Annotated in this window: 18 protein-coding genes; 16 read left to right on the top strand and 2 right to left on the bottom strand. The window is 31.9% G+C overall.

The annotated features are described in order from the left end of the window. The first annotated feature begins 14 nt into the window (after positions 1-14). From traK to ACRASX_RS14765, 15 genes are all read left to right on the top strand, one after another. The gene (traK, locus tag ACRASX_RS14835) at positions 15-623 is read left to right on the top strand and encodes a conjugative transposon protein TraK (protein ID WP_432221791.1); all 609 of its coding nucleotides are present in this window, start codon (positions 15-17) and stop codon (positions 621-623) included. Beyond that, positions 604-1128, top strand: coding sequence for a hypothetical protein (locus tag ACRASX_RS14830; RefSeq protein WP_432221790.1), 525 nt, complete (start codon positions 604-606; stop codon positions 1126-1128). The genes traK and ACRASX_RS14830 overlap by 20 nt, the downstream gene beginning before the upstream one ends. Beyond that, positions 1103-2395, top strand: a complete 1293-nt coding sequence (traM, locus tag ACRASX_RS14825; RefSeq protein WP_432221789.1) for a conjugative transposon protein TraM — start codon at positions 1103-1105, stop codon at positions 2393-2395. Before ACRASX_RS14830 ends, traM begins: the two co-directional genes overlap by 26 nt. A 24-nt stretch (positions 2396-2419) precedes the next feature. Then, the gene (gene traN / locus ACRASX_RS14820; RefSeq protein WP_432221788.1) at positions 2420-3244 is read left to right on the top strand and encodes a conjugative transposon protein TraN; all 825 of its coding nucleotides are present in this window, start codon (positions 2420-2422) and stop codon (positions 3242-3244) included. Positions 3245-3282: 38 nt separating this feature from the next. Continuing rightward, the gene (locus tag ACRASX_RS14815) at positions 3283-4083 is read left to right on the top strand and encodes a hypothetical protein (protein WP_066305900.1); all 801 of its coding nucleotides are present in this window, start codon (positions 3283-3285) and stop codon (positions 4081-4083) included. Between the two features lie 6 nt (positions 4084-4089). Then, complete coding sequence (locus ACRASX_RS14810; protein WP_066305897.1) at positions 4090-4383, top strand: hypothetical protein; 294 nt, start codon at positions 4090-4092, stop codon at positions 4381-4383. Between the two features lie 128 nt (positions 4384-4511). Then, entirely contained in the window at positions 4512-4835 is a 324-nt protein-coding gene (locus tag ACRASX_RS14805; protein ID WP_066305894.1) for a helix-turn-helix domain-containing protein, read from the top strand. 639 nt (positions 4836-5474) lie between these two features. Then, positions 5475-6602, top strand: coding sequence for a site-specific integrase (locus ACRASX_RS14800; RefSeq protein ID WP_432221787.1), 1128 nt, complete (start codon positions 5475-5477; stop codon positions 6600-6602). A 5-nt stretch (positions 6603-6607) separates the two neighbouring features. After that, positions 6608-7651 carry a hypothetical protein gene (locus ACRASX_RS14795; RefSeq protein ID WP_432221786.1) on the top strand — a complete coding sequence of 348 codons (1044 nt, stop codon included), beginning with the start codon at positions 6608-6610 and terminating at the stop codon, positions 7649-7651. Between the two features lie 73 nt (positions 7652-7724). Next, positions 7725-8012, top strand: a complete 288-nt coding sequence (locus ACRASX_RS14790) for a helix-turn-helix transcriptional regulator (RefSeq protein WP_432221785.1) — start codon at positions 7725-7727, stop codon at positions 8010-8012. An 89-nt stretch (positions 8013-8101) separates the two neighbouring features. Continuing rightward, entirely contained in the window at positions 8102-9979 is a 1878-nt protein-coding gene (locus tag ACRASX_RS14785) for a hypothetical protein (RefSeq protein WP_432221784.1), read from the top strand. Positions 9980-10276: 297 nt separating this feature from the next. Then, positions 10277-11146, top strand: coding sequence for a toprim domain-containing protein (locus tag ACRASX_RS14780; protein ID WP_432221783.1), 870 nt, complete (start codon positions 10277-10279; stop codon positions 11144-11146). A gap of 164 nt (positions 11147-11310) precedes the next feature. Then, positions 11311-11700 (top strand): hypothetical protein, encoded by a 390-nt coding sequence (locus tag ACRASX_RS14775; protein WP_432221782.1) that lies wholly within the window; start codon positions 11311-11313, stop codon positions 11698-11700. Continuing rightward, positions 11697-13001: a relaxase/mobilization nuclease domain-containing protein gene (locus tag ACRASX_RS14770; protein WP_432221781.1), complete on the top strand. Its 1305-nt coding sequence runs from the start codon at positions 11697-11699 to the stop codon at positions 12999-13001. Before ACRASX_RS14775 ends, ACRASX_RS14770 begins: the two co-directional genes overlap by 4 nt. A gap of 33 nt (positions 13002-13034) precedes the next feature. Continuing rightward, on the top strand, positions 13035-13421 hold the full coding sequence (locus ACRASX_RS14765; protein ID WP_432221780.1) for a hypothetical protein: 387 nt from the start codon (positions 13035-13037) through the stop codon (positions 13419-13421). 139 nt (positions 13422-13560) lie between these two features. Here the strand turns inward: ACRASX_RS14765 and ACRASX_RS14760 are convergent, their stop codons facing one another. Then, entirely contained in the window at positions 13561-14166 is a 606-nt protein-coding gene (locus ACRASX_RS14760; protein ID WP_432221779.1) for a hypothetical protein, read from the bottom strand. A 56-nt stretch (positions 14167-14222) separates the two neighbouring features. Next, positions 14223-14843, bottom strand: a complete 621-nt coding sequence (locus tag ACRASX_RS14755) for a hypothetical protein (RefSeq protein WP_432221778.1) — start codon at positions 14841-14843, stop codon at positions 14223-14225. A gap of 458 nt (positions 14844-15301) precedes the next feature. On the opposite strand from ACRASX_RS14755, the gene ACRASX_RS14750 reads away from it, so the two are divergent. Then, complete coding sequence (locus ACRASX_RS14750) at positions 15302-16864, top strand: type I restriction-modification system subunit M (protein ID WP_432221777.1); 1563 nt, start codon at positions 15302-15304, stop codon at positions 16862-16864. Positions 16865-16896 lie beyond the last annotated feature (32 nt).

The following is a 16896-nucleotide window of genomic DNA, read 5'->3' as shown; positions in this document are numbered from 1 at the left end:
ATATGTTTACAAAAATGAAAAATATAGATACCGCCTTTCGGTATGCAAGAGGCTTTAGCATTGTAGTTGTATTGGGGTGTATTTTTATTTCCTGTTATGCAATTTATAAAAGTTTTGCCACCGTTTCAGGTATGCAGGACAAGGTATACGTTCTCGCAAATGGCAAAGCGCTCGAAGCCTTTGCATCCGATCGGAAAGATAATATTCCGGTAGAAGCTAAAGACCACGTGAAAACCTTTCATCAGCATTTTTTCTCTTTAGATCCAGATGATAAAGTGATTAAAGAACATGTTACAAAAGCGTTGTATTTGGCAGATGAAAGCGCCAAAAGAGTATATGACAATCTGAAGGAAAATGGTTATTACGCAGGAATAATTTCAGGTAACATCAGTCAAGAAATAGCCATAGACAGTATTTCAATTAATTTAGATAGCTATCCCTATGTATTTGTGTGCTACGCCAAGCAACAAATTGTGAGAACAACGAGCGTGGTACATCGCAGCTTAATTACCAAGGGGAATTTGAGAAATGTCTCTCGCAGTGATAACAATTCCCACGGTTTTTTAATTGAAAAATGGGAAACGCTAGAAAATAAAGACCTCTATGTGGACAAAAGAAAATAGTAATCCCGATACTATTAAGGAAAAGTCTTCTCTTCATTACTTTATTGGAAACTTTTTACATAGCATTTTTAAATGGATGCAGGAGAAATGGGCAGTAAAAATGAATCAGCTGACCAGTGGACTATCTAAAAAATACCTAATAGGATATTGGTTTTTGTTTGTAGCAGCGTTTGCTGGTATCTTATCTATACAGATTCGCAACAGGTTCCATTACAATGCTGAAAATACGCTATCAGGGTTAGGAATTCCAAATCTACACTTACCTGTAAAAGCAATAGTAAAATCAATAAAACCACAGTCAAATTATACTACTGAAGAGTTAAAACGAATCCTGAAGTTTAGTACGTATTTGGACAGTATTAAAAACTATTCAGAACAAGTTACTCTTTATGATAGTATCAAAATACATCGACCAGGATTATTAGATAGTCTGCTAATTATTGAAAATAAGTACCAATTAAATTTAAAAAAACAAGAATATGGAAACAAAACAACTGTCGATTAAAGCGCAACGACAACGCAAGATGTTACTGGTGTTGCCCATTTTAGTTCTTCCTTTTATCGCGTTGCTTTTTTGGGCGTTAGCAGGTGGTACTTATAAAAATGCTAAAGAGGGTTCGGAAAAAACGAGGGGATTTAATAGTATTTTACCTGATCCAAAGTTCAAAGATGAAACCACATTAGATAAAATGAGCTATTATGATCAGGCTGCAGTGGATTCAATAAAATTAAGTGAGCAGAGAAAAAAAGATCCGAATCGTTTTGATGATGATCTTAGTAAGCAATCAGTAGCTGCTTGGCAAAGAGCTTTAGAAGAAGGCACTGAAACAGCCTTAAGCGAAGAATCACCATTGAAAATGCCTGTCCCTCAAAGTGAAAGTGAATCTAAAATTTATCAAAGACTTGCTGCATTACAACAGGCGGTTGATAGAGTTCCAGCAGAACAAAGCCAAGATAAAGTTCCAATGTCTTCTAAGTATGATCAAACCATTACGGAGGACCGCTCTGAATTAGATCAGATGATGCAGCAATTTGAGACGGCACAAGGTCCTGATCCGGAATTGCAGCAATTGGGAAGCATCTTAGAGAATATTTTAGACATTCAGTACCCACAAAGAGTACAAGATAAATTACAAGAATCAGCCATTCGCAACAAACCAAAAGTATATGCGGTTACAACCAAAAACGAAGTACTGGAAATAACTTCCTTAAAAAGTAAACCTAATCAAGGAAAGCCAAATGAGAAGCAAGTTAATACCAATACCTTTTTCTCACTTGATAATTCGTTATCAGAAATCAATCAGCAAAATACAGTACAAGCCACTTGGCACGAGACGCAAACAGTCACCAATGGTTCCACAGTTAAATTAAGACTTGATACAGATTTATATGTCAATGGTATTTTTATTAAAAGGAATAGCTTTTTGTACGGGGTTGCAGTGTTAAAAGGAGAGCGACTTACAATTTTGATTAATAGCATTCCGTATCAGAATTCCATATTACCTGTGCATCTATCGGTATTTGACCTTGACGGAATTGAAGGTATTTACATTCCTGGGGCATTAACGAGAGAAGTAGCAAAATCATCGGGCGATCGTTCTTTACAAGGAATTGGATTGTCAACAATGGATGATTCTTGGACTACCCAAGCCGCGGGAATGGGAGTAGAAGCCGCCAAAAGTCTTTTGAGCAAAAAAGTCAAACTGATAAAGGTGGTGGTAAAAGCAGGTTACAAAATCCTATTGTACGATAAGAAACAAAAAGAAAATTAATCAAAGATTATAACAATTAAAAATATGAAAAATTTAAAAAAAATCATCTTATGGAGCTTTGTGCTTCTATGTACAGCAATACAAGCGCAAGAGTATAATGAAAATTTTAATTCAAACGAGTTACGTGTTGCCACTAATAAAACGACAAGTTTGGTATTTCCCTTTGCAATTGTAAGCGTGGATAAAGGCAGTGAAGCGATAGTGGTGGATAAAGCGAAAGGCGTTGAAAATATACTTTTGGTAAAAGCTTATGAGAGTGATTTTGTACCAACTAATCTAACGATTGTCACCGCTGACGGAAACCTCTATAGTTTTATCGTGAATTATAGTGAGAGTAGCCCCAACATTAATCGAGTTATAACAGCTGAATTGGCAGTGAAACAACAAGTAGTTTTTTCGCCAGAGATAGAAAATAAAAGTAAAATAGCGCGCAACTCCAACTTATGCTTATTGAAAACGAAATTTCTTAAAGGATTTAAAAGCAAAGAATTTAACTTGAGATTACAAGTGACTGGGATTTATATCCAAGATAATCTATTCTATTTTCGACTTCATTTGATTAACGATTCGATGATCGATTTTGAGGTTGATCAACTGCGTTTTTTTATTCGAGATCAGAAGAAAAGTAAACGTACAGCTTCGCAGGAATTAGAAATTATACCAGTTGGAGTATTTGACTCCATTACCAATGTGCCGCATGAATCTGAATTAGATAGGGTAGTGGTTACTCCTAAATTCACTATTTCCAATAAAAAGTACCTCATTATACAATTGTTGGAAAAAAATGGAACTAGACAAGTTGGTCTAAAACTAAATAGAAGAGCTTTAACTAAAATTCTTCCCTTGTAAATGCTACAAAAGATTATTAATTCTAAAATTATATAGTTATGAATCAGAAAAATTTCGAATTTTTACGCGACCAGATTAAATTCACTGGTTTTGGTGAAGGCTTAGAAAATGCCTTGCAGCAAAAAATAAAAGAAGGAACTCCCACTTTTCAATTAGAGCATTCTGGGAAGTTTAATAATGATCAAGTTAGTACTTCATTACAATTTAAAAAATCAGAGCAGACTGACATGTATTTTTTTAATTCGTATAAAGTTGACTTGCAAAAAGAAGGTGGGGGAGCTGCTTTATCTCAAAATTTTTACATCAATAAAGAAAACAATATCACCTTGAAAGAGGCCTATAATCTTATGGATGGAAGAGCGGTAAATAAAGATTTAAAGAATGCAGAAGGGCAAGTGTATAATTCATGGTTGAAAATGGATTTTAAAGAATCTGATGCCAGTGGTAATTTTAAAATGCAGCAGTACCATCAAAACTATGGATACGATTTGGAGGCAACACTCGCTAAACATCCCATTAAAGAATTGGAAACACCAAATTATAAAGACAGTCTTTTAGCTTCTTTGAAAAAAGGAAACATGCAGTCTGTGACATTTAAGATCAATGGTGAAGAGGTAAAACAGTTCGTCGAAGCAAACCCTCATTTTAAAACAGTCAATGTTTACGATGATAGTATGAAGCGCATAAGTACCAGAGAAGTCAAAGATCAAAAGCAGGGAGAAGGACAGAAGGAGCAAAGTGTTAAAGATCTTAAAAAGGATAAAAAGGAAGAAAATGTAACGGCTTTAGATGAGTCGTCAAAAAAAAAGCCTAGAAAAAAACAGTCTAAAGCAATCTAATTACTTATGGATCAGTCAAATTCCTTTTCGAATTTCTTTGTAGGTATTCAAAATGATTTCCGAATCAGTACTACACATATTGCCATTTACATGGCCTTGCTGCAAAGTAGAATAGAGAGGGGATTTGCAAATCCTATTCAAGTGTTTGCCAAGGAGGTTATGCCTATTGCAAAAGTGTCAAGTCAACGAACTTACAATAAGATACTCCACGATCTTAATGATTACGGTTACATTAAATACGTAATATCCTTTAAGAAAAATGAAGGGAGTAAAGTTTATTTTATGGACAATACGCACTAAGATATCAGCGATTATTTTGTCTGTAGCGATGCAATTTTTAGTTTTTTAATTTTTTTAAAAATCAGATCATGAGGGAGATTATAACTGTAAATCGTCAGCAAGAAGTGCACTGATTAATATATATAAATATGAAACAATATACATTTGAAGATTTACCTACTATTCTTAGTTTATTAGTAGTGAAGATGGATAAAATTGAACAATTATTAATTGAACAAAAATGTACAAAGGAATCTGATCAACAGGAATTAATGGGTATAGAAGGTGCTGCAACGTTGTTAAAACTATCGGTCGCTACTATATATAGCAAAGTATGTCGAAAGGAATTACCAGTTAGTAAAAAGGGGAAAAGGCTTTATTTTAATAAAACTGAGTTATTAGATTGGATTAAATCTGGCAGAATTAAAACGATATGTGAATTAAAAACCGAAATTGAAAAGAAGTATAATTAAAAAACACTATCTCAATACGGAAGAAAATTTAAAAAAGGGTTTGACTTTTTAATTAAAGTTGAACCCTTTTTTTCAATATAGCTAAGAGCTGATTAAGTATTTAAAACCTTATAGGATTGGCATACATCATTATTTTATTAGCTTGATTTCAATTATCCTCCCGTGATTTTTGCTTGTGGTTATTTTTAGAAAAATTCTTTAGTGATGCTTTGCAGCTTCTTTTGTTATCGCGTAATATAAAACGTCTTTAAAAGTAGTCAGCAATTCAAGATTTCTATAAGGACGAAATATTTGAAAATATTTTATATATTTGTTTAACTACTAGAATAATTTTATTTTATTTCTATGTTCTTTTAAAATATTTAGAATCAGCACAAAACTGTAATTGTATTTATTTAGTTTTTCTTTGCAAATATTTGTACCTTATTTGTACCTCAGTCCTGTTAACCCTTATCAAATAAGGATTGTGGTTTTCTGTATCGGGAAGTAAATGCTCTTTCTTTAAATGATATTAAGTTTCTTTTACTTGACTGTCATTGATTTCATTGTATTTTTAGTTTCTTCTATTAGGTTTAATTCATACATTTGTTACACTCAATGTACACCTTTTCTTTTAGAAGGTGTAAAAATGTACATCTTATGAATATTACTTTAAAAAAAAAGAAATTACAAAATGGCAAATTCAGTTTATATCTAGAGTATTATAAAGGTTCAACCGTAAATGCTGAAGGAAAGCGAATTCATTTAAGGGATTTTGAATATTTAAAACTTTACCCACACCAAGAACCAAAATCCGCTAGTGAAAAGAAAGAAAACAAAGAGATTGAAATATTAGCAGAACAAATCTTCTCAATTAGAAAAGCGGAGTATTTTCAAGGAAAATTTGATATCAAGAATACTACTAAAGGCAAACGCCGTTTCTTAGATTTTTTTCATGAAAAAACGGAAGAAAAAATTGACAGTCCAAAAAACTATGGTAACTGGACAGCTTCTTTTTTACACTTAAAGAAGTGCATTTCAGCAAACTTATCATTTGATGAAATTGACGAAAACTTCGTAAAAAAAGTAAGATTGTATTTTGAAAAAGATGCGATGACTAAGAGTAATTTGTCTCTATCCTTAAATTCTAAATACTCCTATTTTAACAAATTTAAAGCTGCTCTTCGTGCTGCTTTTGACGAAGGTTACCTTGCTATAAATTACGCATCAAAAGTAAAATCCTTTGAGCAAGCAGAAAGCCAAAGGGAATACTTAACATTTACTGAATTACAAAAGTTAGCTCAAACAGAATGCAAATATGAAGTTCTTAAACGCGCCTTTTTATTTTCATGCCTTGTAGGTCTTCGTTGGAGCGATATCAATACAATGGTCTGGTCGGAAGTTAGGGATGAAGACAGTACAAGTAGAGTCAATTTTCGCCAAGAAAAAACAGACGGCGTGGAATATCTTTACATTTCTAGTCAAGCAAGAGAACTATTAGGAGAAAGAAAATTTCCGTCAGAAAGAGTTTTTGTTGGGCTAAAATACTCAGCCGTTTATAATAACGAAATTGTCCGTTGGTGCAGTCGTGCAGGGATATCAAAACACATCACTTTTCACAGCGCCAGGCATACGAATGCAGTGCTTTTGCTTGAAAATGGAGCAGACATCTATACTGTTTCCAAGAGATTAGGACATCGTGAAATACGAACTACGGCAATTTATGCAAAAATTGTTGATCAAAAAATGAAGGAAGCTGCTAATTTAATACCCGACATTAATTTTTAACAATTATGCTACATTATCCATACTTTAAAGATTTCGATGAATACTTCAATGATGCGGTACAAAAAGTTTACAATGATTTAAGCAAAATCAATGAAGAAACATATTTTGCAATCGGAAGATTAAACGAATCACAATTCTTTTTATTTCTCGCTAATTACATATATTATTTTAGATTTGATGATATTAGCATCACAACATTACAACATTTCTTCTGTTCAGTTTGTAATCATAAATTTGAATTTAACGAGCCACTACCCTTTCAAGCTTATGAAGAAGTTAATACAGAAGAGATACAAAACGTTAATCTAGAACAATCGCTTACTTTTAATTGTAATGAAGAACTTTCTGAATTAATAACATTTTATTTTGAAATGAGAGAGTATCCTAAAGAGACTCAATCTCATATGCTTTTAGTTTTATCAGACAAAATTTATGAACATATATCATATCCTTTATATATTTTTAAAAGAGGTTTAATTGATTATGTTGACAATGTAAATATAGAAGACAAGAACTTTGATGTTAAAAAGATATCCTTTTTATTAGATATTAATGGATTTTTAGAAAACTATGAAAATCATCTTAAAGATCTACAATCTAAAATCCATAAAAAAGTTATTGTCCTAAGTAAATCTAAGAATGAGAACAAACATGGGAATAAAAACGGGAATTATCAAATAAATATAGAAAGCATTGATTTACAAAAGCTTTATTACAGTCTGGAGAAAATCATGTTCATAGATCAGAATAAAACATCATTAAATCAATTTAAGGAAGTTTTAGAAAATGATTGGGAAAGTCATAATTCAATTATCTACTTTGAAATGGACAATATTTTGTTTAAATATTTTATTGATTTTTTAGAGACCTATTTTGCTATAAAAATACAATTATCAACTATTGAGTATTCTGCTAAAATTGCGAACAAGAATGGCATAATAAAAGCTAGTGCAATATATTCTTCAATGGCACAATATCGAAAATTCACCAAAGAACGTGACGATGTTAAAAATTTAAAATCTATGTTTGAAAATATTAAAAATCATTAACATCTTAATATCTCAATATTGATCTGTTACACTTTACTGACATTTGCTCACATAACGATAAAACATATCACTTATGGAAAGCAATGCGATCATTCAAAAATTAACCCAATTAGAAAAACTTATAATTGGAACAACTAAACAAATCTTCACAGTAGATGATGTTGTAAACTACACTGGGTTTTCAAAAAGTTATGTATACAAGCTGGTACATAACAACATAATTCCGTATTCGAAACCAAATAATCGTACTCTATTTTTTACTAAGGTAGAAATAGACGAATGGTTACTTCAAAACAAATCTAAGTCGATTTCTCAAATCGCGCAAGAGGCTCTTAATTATACAAATTCTAATAAAAAATAAAAGCGTCCAATTCCGACAAATTGTGACGCTTTATTAAATCTTTTAAACCTCTTGTGTCCTGCAAAGATACAATAAATCTCTATTGTATAATGAAAAGTATAATTGAAAACGACGTTTTTAACGACGAGCACGTTATTGTTTTGCCCCAAAAACAATCAAAAAAAGTAGGTGAGCTATCTTATACGGATTTACCCGCCAATATTACCACCGATTTTAAAGATATCGAAAGTGACATTAGAAAGTATAAAATTTTCATGTCCAATAACAAGATCTTTATTCGCAGAAAAAAAGAGAAAGACGAAGACGAGTCTTACTATTTTCAGGAAATCTCCAATTTTGAGATTAAAATTTTGCAGCACATTCAGGATGAAAAATTCCCTATCAAATTATTAAAGGTTAAAAATGTTTTTAATCTTGAAAAGATTTTTGACATTCCATCAGATCTTTTTAATACCCTAGCCAGTTTTGAAAACTGTATTGCGAGACAAGGTAATTTTCTGTTTACTGGCAGTGCATTAGATTTTAAAATGCTGAAAGCCTATCTTTTTGATAAGATGGGCAATGGACATAAGATTGATAGCTTAGGCTATCAGGTAGGCTTTCAATTTTGGTTGTGGAACAATAAAGTTAATCTTTTAAATGGGAAAAATTTAGAGATTGATGAAAACGGCATTTTTACACACAACAATAAGTCATTTTATGTGCCATCTGCCAATAAAATCTACATTAACAACATGTCTGCTTATTTAGCTCAGAAAAAAATGATTGCTATTGAGTCTGATGTTTCTATGGATTTATATTTTCAGATGATGATGGAGGTTCATAAAGACTATTCCATTTCGGCTATTTTGTTTACCATTAGTAGTCTATTTCAAGACATTATTGTCAATGAAATAGGTAACTTTCCTATTCTCTTTTTGTATGGCCCAGGATCTAGTGGGAAGGATCAGTTAGCAGATTGTTGTCAAAGCTTTTTTGGAACACCTCAATCGGCTATAAATTTGGAAGGAGGTGCTTCTACCTTGAAAGGTCAAATTAGGAAATTTGCTCAGTTTACAAATATCATCTGCCATCTTTCCGAGTACAAGCGTGGCGATTCTAAACTAGATGGTACTATTAAAGGTTTTTGGGATCGTAGGGGGTATGAGTTTGGTACCATTGAAAGCAAAGTGAGTACTGATACTGTACCTATTTTATCTTCCACACTATTAACTGGAAATGAATACCCTGAATCTGAGGCCTTAATTTCTCGACTACTATGGTTAGAGTTCCATTCCAAAACATTTACTCTTGAAGAGACAAAAAATTACGACATTTTAAAAGATTATAATAAAAGAGGAGTCAGTCACTTTACAGATTCACTGTTAATGCATCGAGCTTTAGTTGAAACTACTTTCAAAGGAAAATTTAGACAATGCAAAGAGCGGTTTATAAGCCAGTTCGAAGTTAAACATACTCGGGTAATTAGTAACCTCGCAGTTTTAGGATCCGTGTATGAAATTTTTAAGGACTTAGTTCCATTTCCATTTACTTATAATGAAATGGTTAAACATTTTGAGAAGTGTACTGAAAACCAAACAAGAAAATTGAACTCTTCAAGTATTGGAACAAAATTTTGGGACTGTTTTCTTGCCTCAATGAGAGGAAATAGAGACGATCGTATTGTTGTTTATAGGGATTTAAGGTTGGATGGAAACAAACTTTCGTTCCAGTTTACGTCGTGTTACAATAAGATACAAAGGCAGTGGATGCAACAATATAGAGAAACGGCTCCCAACAAAGCACTTTTACAGGATTATATAAAGAAAGACTCCTGTTTTCTAAAAGAGGTAAGCAGTATTAAATACGAAAAAGGCAAAGATGCTAGAACTACCTCTGGTTATCAAGTAGATGTGTCAAAATTACAAATTCAAGATGAAATTGTAAATGCAATCGAATGGCAAATATGCGAGCAATACCCCCTTTAAAGCGATATTGGTTTCCTACACTTCCTACACTTAGTTAACTATCTTATTATTAATTACTTAATATTAATAAGTGGTAGGAAACATGGTAGGAAGTAGTAGGAAGTAGTAGGAAATGAAAAAATGACTTCCTACTACTTCCTACGCAAACCTACTCTTTTTAAGCGTTTTTTAATTTTAATTAACTGTATATCAATTAAGTAGGAAGTGTAGGAAGCGTAGGAAGTGATTTCGCTTTAAAGGAGCCTTTTAAAAGTTTGCTATGACTTTCGCTATTGAAATAAAAAAAATAATTATCCTATGAATACAAATCAAGCCAAATTAATTCCGATCGAAATAATTTTAAATTCGATGGGCTTTACAATAATAAAAGAAGCAGGCAATGACCTTTGGTTTATAAGTCCATTTTATAGTGCTGAAAAAACTGCTTCTTTCCACGTACATAAGCAAAAAAATTATTGGTACTGCTTTTCCACTGGATTTGGAGGGAACACAGTAGATCTGATAATAAAATTGGAAAAGTGTACAGTTAGTGAAGCTTTAACCTTTTTACAGAATTTTGATTCTTTTTCTTTTCAAAAGCAAATTATTTCTTCTCCCGAGATAAAACAGGAAGAGACCGATAACAAAGTAATAAGAATAATAAAAGTTCAACATATTGCCTTAAAACAATATCTAACGGCAAGATGCATAACGAAGACTTTTGTAAAAAATCAAATAAAAGAAATCCATTATGAAATCCATCGAAAAAAATATTTTGCAATTGGATTCAAGAACAGAAGCGATGGATGGGAATTAAGATCTAAATATGCTAAAATATGTTTGGGTAAAAAAGATGTGACATTAATTACGACTCAAAGTAATCTTCTACGCATTTTTGAAGGAGTGTTTGACTTTTTGAGTTTCTTAGAAATTATGGAGAATGATTCCGTTGAAAACTCAGATTATCTAATATTAAATTCGGCTGCTTTGATAGTCAAGAATATTGAAATATTAGATCAGTACAATTCAATCGAGCTCTATTTAGACAATGATACTACAGGCGATAAATACTCCAATTTCATTAAAAGTAAATTTATTAATACTGTAGATTTTCGGTGTAGATATAAAGATTTTAAAGACTTGAATGAATGGCTCATAGATGATCGTTCAAAAAAACTAAATGATTAAATCAAAAGGGAACGAAAAATATTTTTAAGAGCGTCAACTAGCAAGGTGTGTTTAGCTAATCTAGAAACCTAAAATCTTCAATTTTTATTTCTAGACCGCTAATCTCCTTGCCCTACGGGAATGAAAAACTCCGAAGTCGTTTTTCTAATTTAAATTGAAATAGTATGGAGAATAAAAACAAAGGTGGTAGACCAAAAATTATAGAAAAAAGAAGCAACGCAAAAACAATCTGGTTTAACGATCGAGAACTTATTCAATTAAACGAAATGCTTAATGAAGGAGAGTATAGGTGCTTAAATGATATGATGCGTGATATTTTAATAAATAGACAGTACAAAATAATTACCTGCAATTTTGATGCTCGAAATCAAAGAAATATTCTGATTGAAGAGGTACGTCGAATCGGAATTAATTTCAACCAATTAGTGAAACATTTCAATCAAAAAAAACTGGATAACTTCACAAAAGAAGAAATTACTGTGTTGATTGCTATTACCAATCAAATTAAAATTATTTATGATAAAATCGAAAACCAAAACGGAAAAGAGTTATGATTGCTAAAATAAATACAGGAAGTTACACAGCAGGGATGGTTAAATACAACCATGACAAAACAAAAATTGATGTTAATGGGCAAGCAGATGCAGCATTAATTGGTATTAGAAATATAATTACATCTCATTTCGAATCTATTGTGAGTACAATTTCAGATTATAATTCCAAAAACACGATGGTTCAAAAACCAAATATTCACATAAGTCTTAGTTTTTACAAAGATGATATTTTAGACAATCAAAAGATGCAGGAGATTGCAAATGATTATATGAATCAAATGGGTTATTCTGATCAACCTTATGCAATTTATAGGCACTTTGATAAGGAACATCCACATTTGCACATTGTTAGTTCTAAAATTCAGTCGGACGGAAAAAAAGTTAACGACTCACATATTTATTACAAAAGTCAGGCTTTAACTAGAAGATTGGAAGAAAAATATGGAATTACAAAAGTGGTTAGAAAAATCGGCGTCCTGAAAGAAAAAGATTTACACAAGGCTATTTATGAGCATTTAGAGCATGGTAAACACAGTCTAACAGGCATACTATCAGAAGTTTTGTATGAAGTTTTAGATTTTAAACCGACAACGGATCGAGAGTTTGAAAAATTATTAGAGAGTTATCAAGTACAAAGGAGTCTTTCTTATGATAAAGATAAAAATATCATAGGAAATTATTTTGATTTAGTACCGCTTGAATATTTAGGTGGTAAGAAACAGTTTAAAAAATCTAGAGGTGTGAAAGGCTTTTCTCTTGATCCGAATTTTCAATATGAAGCTATTCAATTGCAGCTCTCTCTTAATGCTAAACATAAAGCCATATTAGGTCGTCAGATAATGCGCAAAATTTACTCCGTTTTAAACCCAATAGTAGCGAATAAAAAAAATGAAATTGAAGTAAAATCAACAATAAAACTAAGTGAATTGAAACTTGAATTAAAGAAAAAAGGAATCGAATTAATTACTAAAAGGACACAGTCTGGCGAAAACTTAAATAGTATATACGGCCTTCTTTTCAGGGATAAGAAAACTAGATTTACCTATTCTGCAACGGATATTAAGCTAAAAACAATCGACTTTTTAAAGTTGATTGATGATGATGAAAAGAATAAATCAACTTCAAAAATAAGTTTTAACAATCCGAATGAAAGTCAAACTTATATCGCCGATTTTAAACCAGTACAACATTCAATAGTTAGTGCTTTAGAACTTTTTTCAAGCCTTTTAAGTAGTAATTCGGTAAATACTCAAGATAATGAATCACTAAAAAAGCGAAAAAAAAGGAGAAGACTATTATAGTTTACGATTGCTTTAAATTTAATATAAAAAAATATGCAAAATAATAACACACAGAAAAACACTATGCAAAAAGAAAAAAAGACCGTGAATAAAGGTTTCCGTTTTACTAAAGAAGAAATGGACACTTTAAATCAACTTTCAAAAGAAGGAGGTTACCAAGATGTAACCAAGTTAGTTAAGGACATACTTTTTAATAGTATACACAAAGTACAATATATTGATTTAGAGTCTAGAAATCAGAGAAATCAATTAATAGAAGAATTTATAAGTATAGGAACTAATTTTAGAGAATTTAATTCTTATTTAAATAAAAAAAATATAGATAGCTTTGATTCAAATGAAAAGTCGGAAATTATCGGATTATTATTTAATATACAAGCATTGTATTCTAATCTGCATGAGCAGCCTGGTAAAATATAAAAAAAGGAAACTAGTTAATTTGTAAACTAGTTTCCTTTTTACTTTAGGAATAAATAAATAAATTTATTTCGAAACTAGTTAACCCGTTAATTTGTAAACTAGTTTCCTTTTTACTTTAAGAACGAATTCAAATTGTAATTTATTTGTTATTGAAAGAATCTGGATCAACTTCACTATCATCTTGCACAGAAAACTTCATGTTTCGAATAATATCACCAATAGTTTTAAATTCCTGTAATTCAGTACTTTCATCTACTGCATACATTTCCATAATTTCCTGGGGTGTAATTCGATATCCTTGCTTACCCACCTTTAAAATCGAATTGAAAAAAAATTCCGAAAAAGAACTCGAGCTAATGTATTTAGGAATATCAAAAGGATGAATTGGAATGTTATTTTTTACCGCGTTTTCTCCCGTAGTTCTCATTGACTTTAGAAAATAATTGTAAAGGTGATCTGTGGTTATTCTTCTTTCTTTTATAAAACGAAGTGTATTATTGGTATGTCTCCATATAATATTGGTAATCTGTGCTATCGAAAAATGATCGGTTAGGTAATCTAATAATTTTAAAACGGAAGCATTATTCTCAAATGAAGTATCAAGTATGTTTTCAAAACTGTATTTAAGATACTTTAAAGCTTCTTCAACGGCAACTTTTTTCCAATAGATCAGCATATCCATATCACTTAATTCAAGATTATCATTTGCATTGGCAAAATAGCAATAAAGTTCTTTGTTGTTCAAGTTATCTTTGGAGACATTAATATTCCATTTTACAGTTGCAAAATTGACAGCTAATTTCAGTTTGCCAAATTTATCTTCTTGATATCAAATTCGCGTGGATCTGATTCAGGATGAATGCTAATGATTTTATTTTCGAATAATGGCATAATAAAACCTTTATAGTCATTCCATATTTTGTTTGACCCAAATGCCAAGATATGGGAGAGATCATTAGAAGATCTGTCTCCAATCAAAACTGCCAAGCTTATTCTTTCTTCGATAGTTAATTTTTCAAAAGGGACAAGTACTTTAACTGCTTTTAGAAGGATTTTCTTTGCCTGTTCGATTTTGGTTCTTTTCTCTTCTAATATCGTATTTCTTTCTTCCATCAAACAGTCATAGCACCTACAATTTGCGGTATTATCATGACCACAATTGGGACATTCGGTGTCATTATTTCTCCAATCACGATGATGCGGAATGATGATCATATCGGTACTACATTTTTTACAAATCTCCTCAGTTTTAAACCTAGGAAAATGTTTTTCAAAGCCTTGATAAGTAGGAAGGTTGTATTTCTCTTTCAAAGATTTGATTGAAGCGCTTTTTTCGTAATATTCTTGGATTAAAGACGCGAGTTGTTCTGAAGTTAAAAAGTCAAACTTAGTGCTTTCAGGTTTTAAAGGGTATTTGCTCATGTATAAATAAATTAAAGTTACAAAACAGAAAACTGCTTTCTAAAACCAAGATTTAGAAAACAGTTTTGAATAATTTTTGCATAAAAAAATAAAATTATTAGAATCTTAGTTTTTTATTTTCAGCAGCAAATATAGGAAGGAGCTTCTTTAAATGGTACTTCAAAATGCTGAATTCAAAATAGTTAGATGGTCGTAACGCTCGGTTCAAACAATTAAAAGTTAACTAAAGAAACTAAAGGAAACTAAAAGAAACAAAAACAGCAGTTCTTTACGGTTTTCCATATTCAAAAAACTTAATTTTTTCAATATCTTAGCCCAATGCATTTCTTACAGAATCGAAATTTGTAAGATCTTTTCGATTGAACTTCATAATTAAAGAGTACAATTCGAACTAAACGAGAAAAGCATATAAAAATCCAATCCTGGAATCCCTAAATAAAATTGAATAAATACCATAAATGGCAGCCGAACAAAAACAAAAATTAGAACAACAACTCTGGAATATTGCAAATACCCTACGTGGTAAAATGGATGCGGACGATTTTAGAGATTATATATTAGGTTTTATATTCTACAAGTACTTGAGTACAAAAATGGATATGTATGCCAACCAAATACTACAACCAGACGGATTAACTTTTGGTGATATCATCGGGCATGCTGACGAAGCATTGTTGATGCAAGCAGTTAAAGAATTAGCCATTGATAAATTGGGGTTTTTCTTAGAACCCTCAGAATTGTTCTCAGAATTGGCACATAGAGGAAATGCAGGTGGAAAAAACAACTTTATCTTAGGAGATCTAGCGAAAGTACTAACGCACATTGAGCAAAGTACGATGGGATCAGAAAGTGAAGAAGATTTTGGAAACTTATTTTCGGACCTCGATTTAACCTCTCATAAACTCGGAAAATCAGAAAGCGATAAAAACGAATTAATCGTAAAAGTCCTAACTCATTTGGACGAAATTGATTTTGATTTAGAAAATACCGATTCCGATGTTTTGGGCGATGCTTACGAATATCTTATTGGACAATTTGCCAGCGGAGCAGGAAAAAAAGCAGGAGAATTTTATACCCCACAACAAGTCAGTAGTGTTTTGGCGCAATTGGTAACGGTGGGCAAAGACAAATTAAAAAGCGTTTATGATCCTACTTGTGGTTCGGGTTCGTTGTTGTTGCGTGTTGCCAAAGAAGTCAAAGACGTAAGCGAATTTTACGGACAAGAAATGAATCCTACGACCTACAACCTTTGTCGTATGAATATGATTATGCACGATGTACACTACAAACGTTTTGACATCAAGAACGAAGATACTTTAGAGCGTCCGCAACATTTGGATATGCGTTTTGAAGCTATTGTGGCCAATCCGCCTTTTTCGGCAAATTGGAGTGCAAGTCCGCTTTTTATGACCGATGAACGTTTTTCGGCTTACGGAAAACTCGCTCCAAGTTCGAAAGCCGATTTTGCTTTTGTACAACACATGTTGCATCAATTGGCGGATAACGGAACGATGGCAATTGTGTTACCACACGGGGTTTTGTTTCGTGGTGGCGCAGAAGGTCACATTCGTAAATACTTAATCGAAGACAAAAACTATTTGGATGCCGTGATTGGTTTGCCAGCGAATATCTTTTACGGTACCTCGATTCCGACTTGTATTTTGGTATTGAAAAAAACACGCCAAAACTCCGAGGATGTTTTGTTTATTGATGCCAGCCAACATTTTGATAAAGTAAAAACCCAAAATGTATTGTTAGACGAACACATTTCTAAAATTATCTCCACGTACAGCAACCGTACAGAAGAAGATAAATACAGCAAAATTGCTACGCTTGAATTCATTGCTTCACAAGATTACAACTTGAACATTCCTCGTTATGTTGATACTTTTGAAGCTGAAGAAAGCATCGATATTAATGCTATTGCAAAGGAACTTCAAGCCGTTGACCAACAGATTAACGAAACCGATAAAACGATTACTTCTTTTTGTGCTGAATTGAATATTGTAACTCCTTTTTAATTATGGCGATTTTGCACTAATTAAAAATAGAA

Origin of the sequence: Flavobacterium sp. TMP13 (assembly GCF_050847115.1) — a bacterium.
Lineage (GTDB): Bacteria > Bacteroidota > Bacteroidia > Flavobacteriales > Flavobacteriaceae > Flavobacterium.
This window is presented reverse-complemented; position numbering and strand designations above follow the sequence as displayed.

Bases quoted from the DNA above. Each gene is read 5' to 3' on its own strand.
- traK (WP_432221791.1), top strand. From the start codon at position 15: ATGAAAAATATAGATACCGCCTTTCGGTATGCAAGAGGCTTTAGCATT.
- ACRASX_RS14830 (WP_432221790.1), top strand. From the start codon at position 604: ATGTGGACAAAAGAAAATAGTAATCCCGATACTATTAAGGAAAAGTCT.
- traM (WP_432221789.1), top strand. From the start codon at position 1,103: ATGGAAACAAAACAACTGTCGATTAAAGCGCAACGACAACGCAAGATG.
- traN (WP_432221788.1), top strand. From the start codon at position 2,420: ATGAAAAATTTAAAAAAAATCATCTTATGGAGCTTTGTGCTTCTATGT.
- ACRASX_RS14815 (WP_066305900.1), top strand. From the start codon at position 3,283: ATGAATCAGAAAAATTTCGAATTTTTACGCGACCAGATTAAATTCACT.
- ACRASX_RS14810 (WP_066305897.1), top strand. From the start codon at position 4,090: ATGGATCAGTCAAATTCCTTTTCGAATTTCTTTGTAGGTATTCAAAAT.
- ACRASX_RS14805 (WP_066305894.1), top strand. From the start codon at position 4,512: ATGAAACAATATACATTTGAAGATTTACCTACTATTCTTAGTTTATTA.
- ACRASX_RS14800 (WP_432221787.1), top strand. From the start codon at position 5,475: ATGAATATTACTTTAAAAAAAAAGAAATTACAAAATGGCAAATTCAGT.
- ACRASX_RS14795 (WP_432221786.1), top strand. From the start codon at position 6,608: ATGCTACATTATCCATACTTTAAAGATTTCGATGAATACTTCAATGAT.
- ACRASX_RS14790 (WP_432221785.1), top strand. From the start codon at position 7,725: ATGGAAAGCAATGCGATCATTCAAAAATTAACCCAATTAGAAAAACTT.
- ACRASX_RS14785 (WP_432221784.1), top strand. From the start codon at position 8,102: ATGAAAAGTATAATTGAAAACGACGTTTTTAACGACGAGCACGTTATT.
- ACRASX_RS14780 (WP_432221783.1), top strand. From the start codon at position 10,277: ATGAATACAAATCAAGCCAAATTAATTCCGATCGAAATAATTTTAAAT.
- ACRASX_RS14775 (WP_432221782.1), top strand. From the start codon at position 11,311: ATGGAGAATAAAAACAAAGGTGGTAGACCAAAAATTATAGAAAAAAGA.
- ACRASX_RS14770 (WP_432221781.1), top strand. From the start codon at position 11,697: ATGATTGCTAAAATAAATACAGGAAGTTACACAGCAGGGATGGTTAAA.
- ACRASX_RS14765 (WP_432221780.1), top strand. From the start codon at position 13,035: ATGCAAAATAATAACACACAGAAAAACACTATGCAAAAAGAAAAAAAG.
- ACRASX_RS14755 (WP_432221778.1), bottom strand. From the start codon at position 14,843: ATGAGCAAATACCCTTTAAAACCTGAAAGCACTAAGTTTGACTTTTTA.
- ACRASX_RS14750 (WP_432221777.1), top strand. From the start codon at position 15,302: ATGGCAGCCGAACAAAAACAAAAATTAGAACAACAACTCTGGAATATT.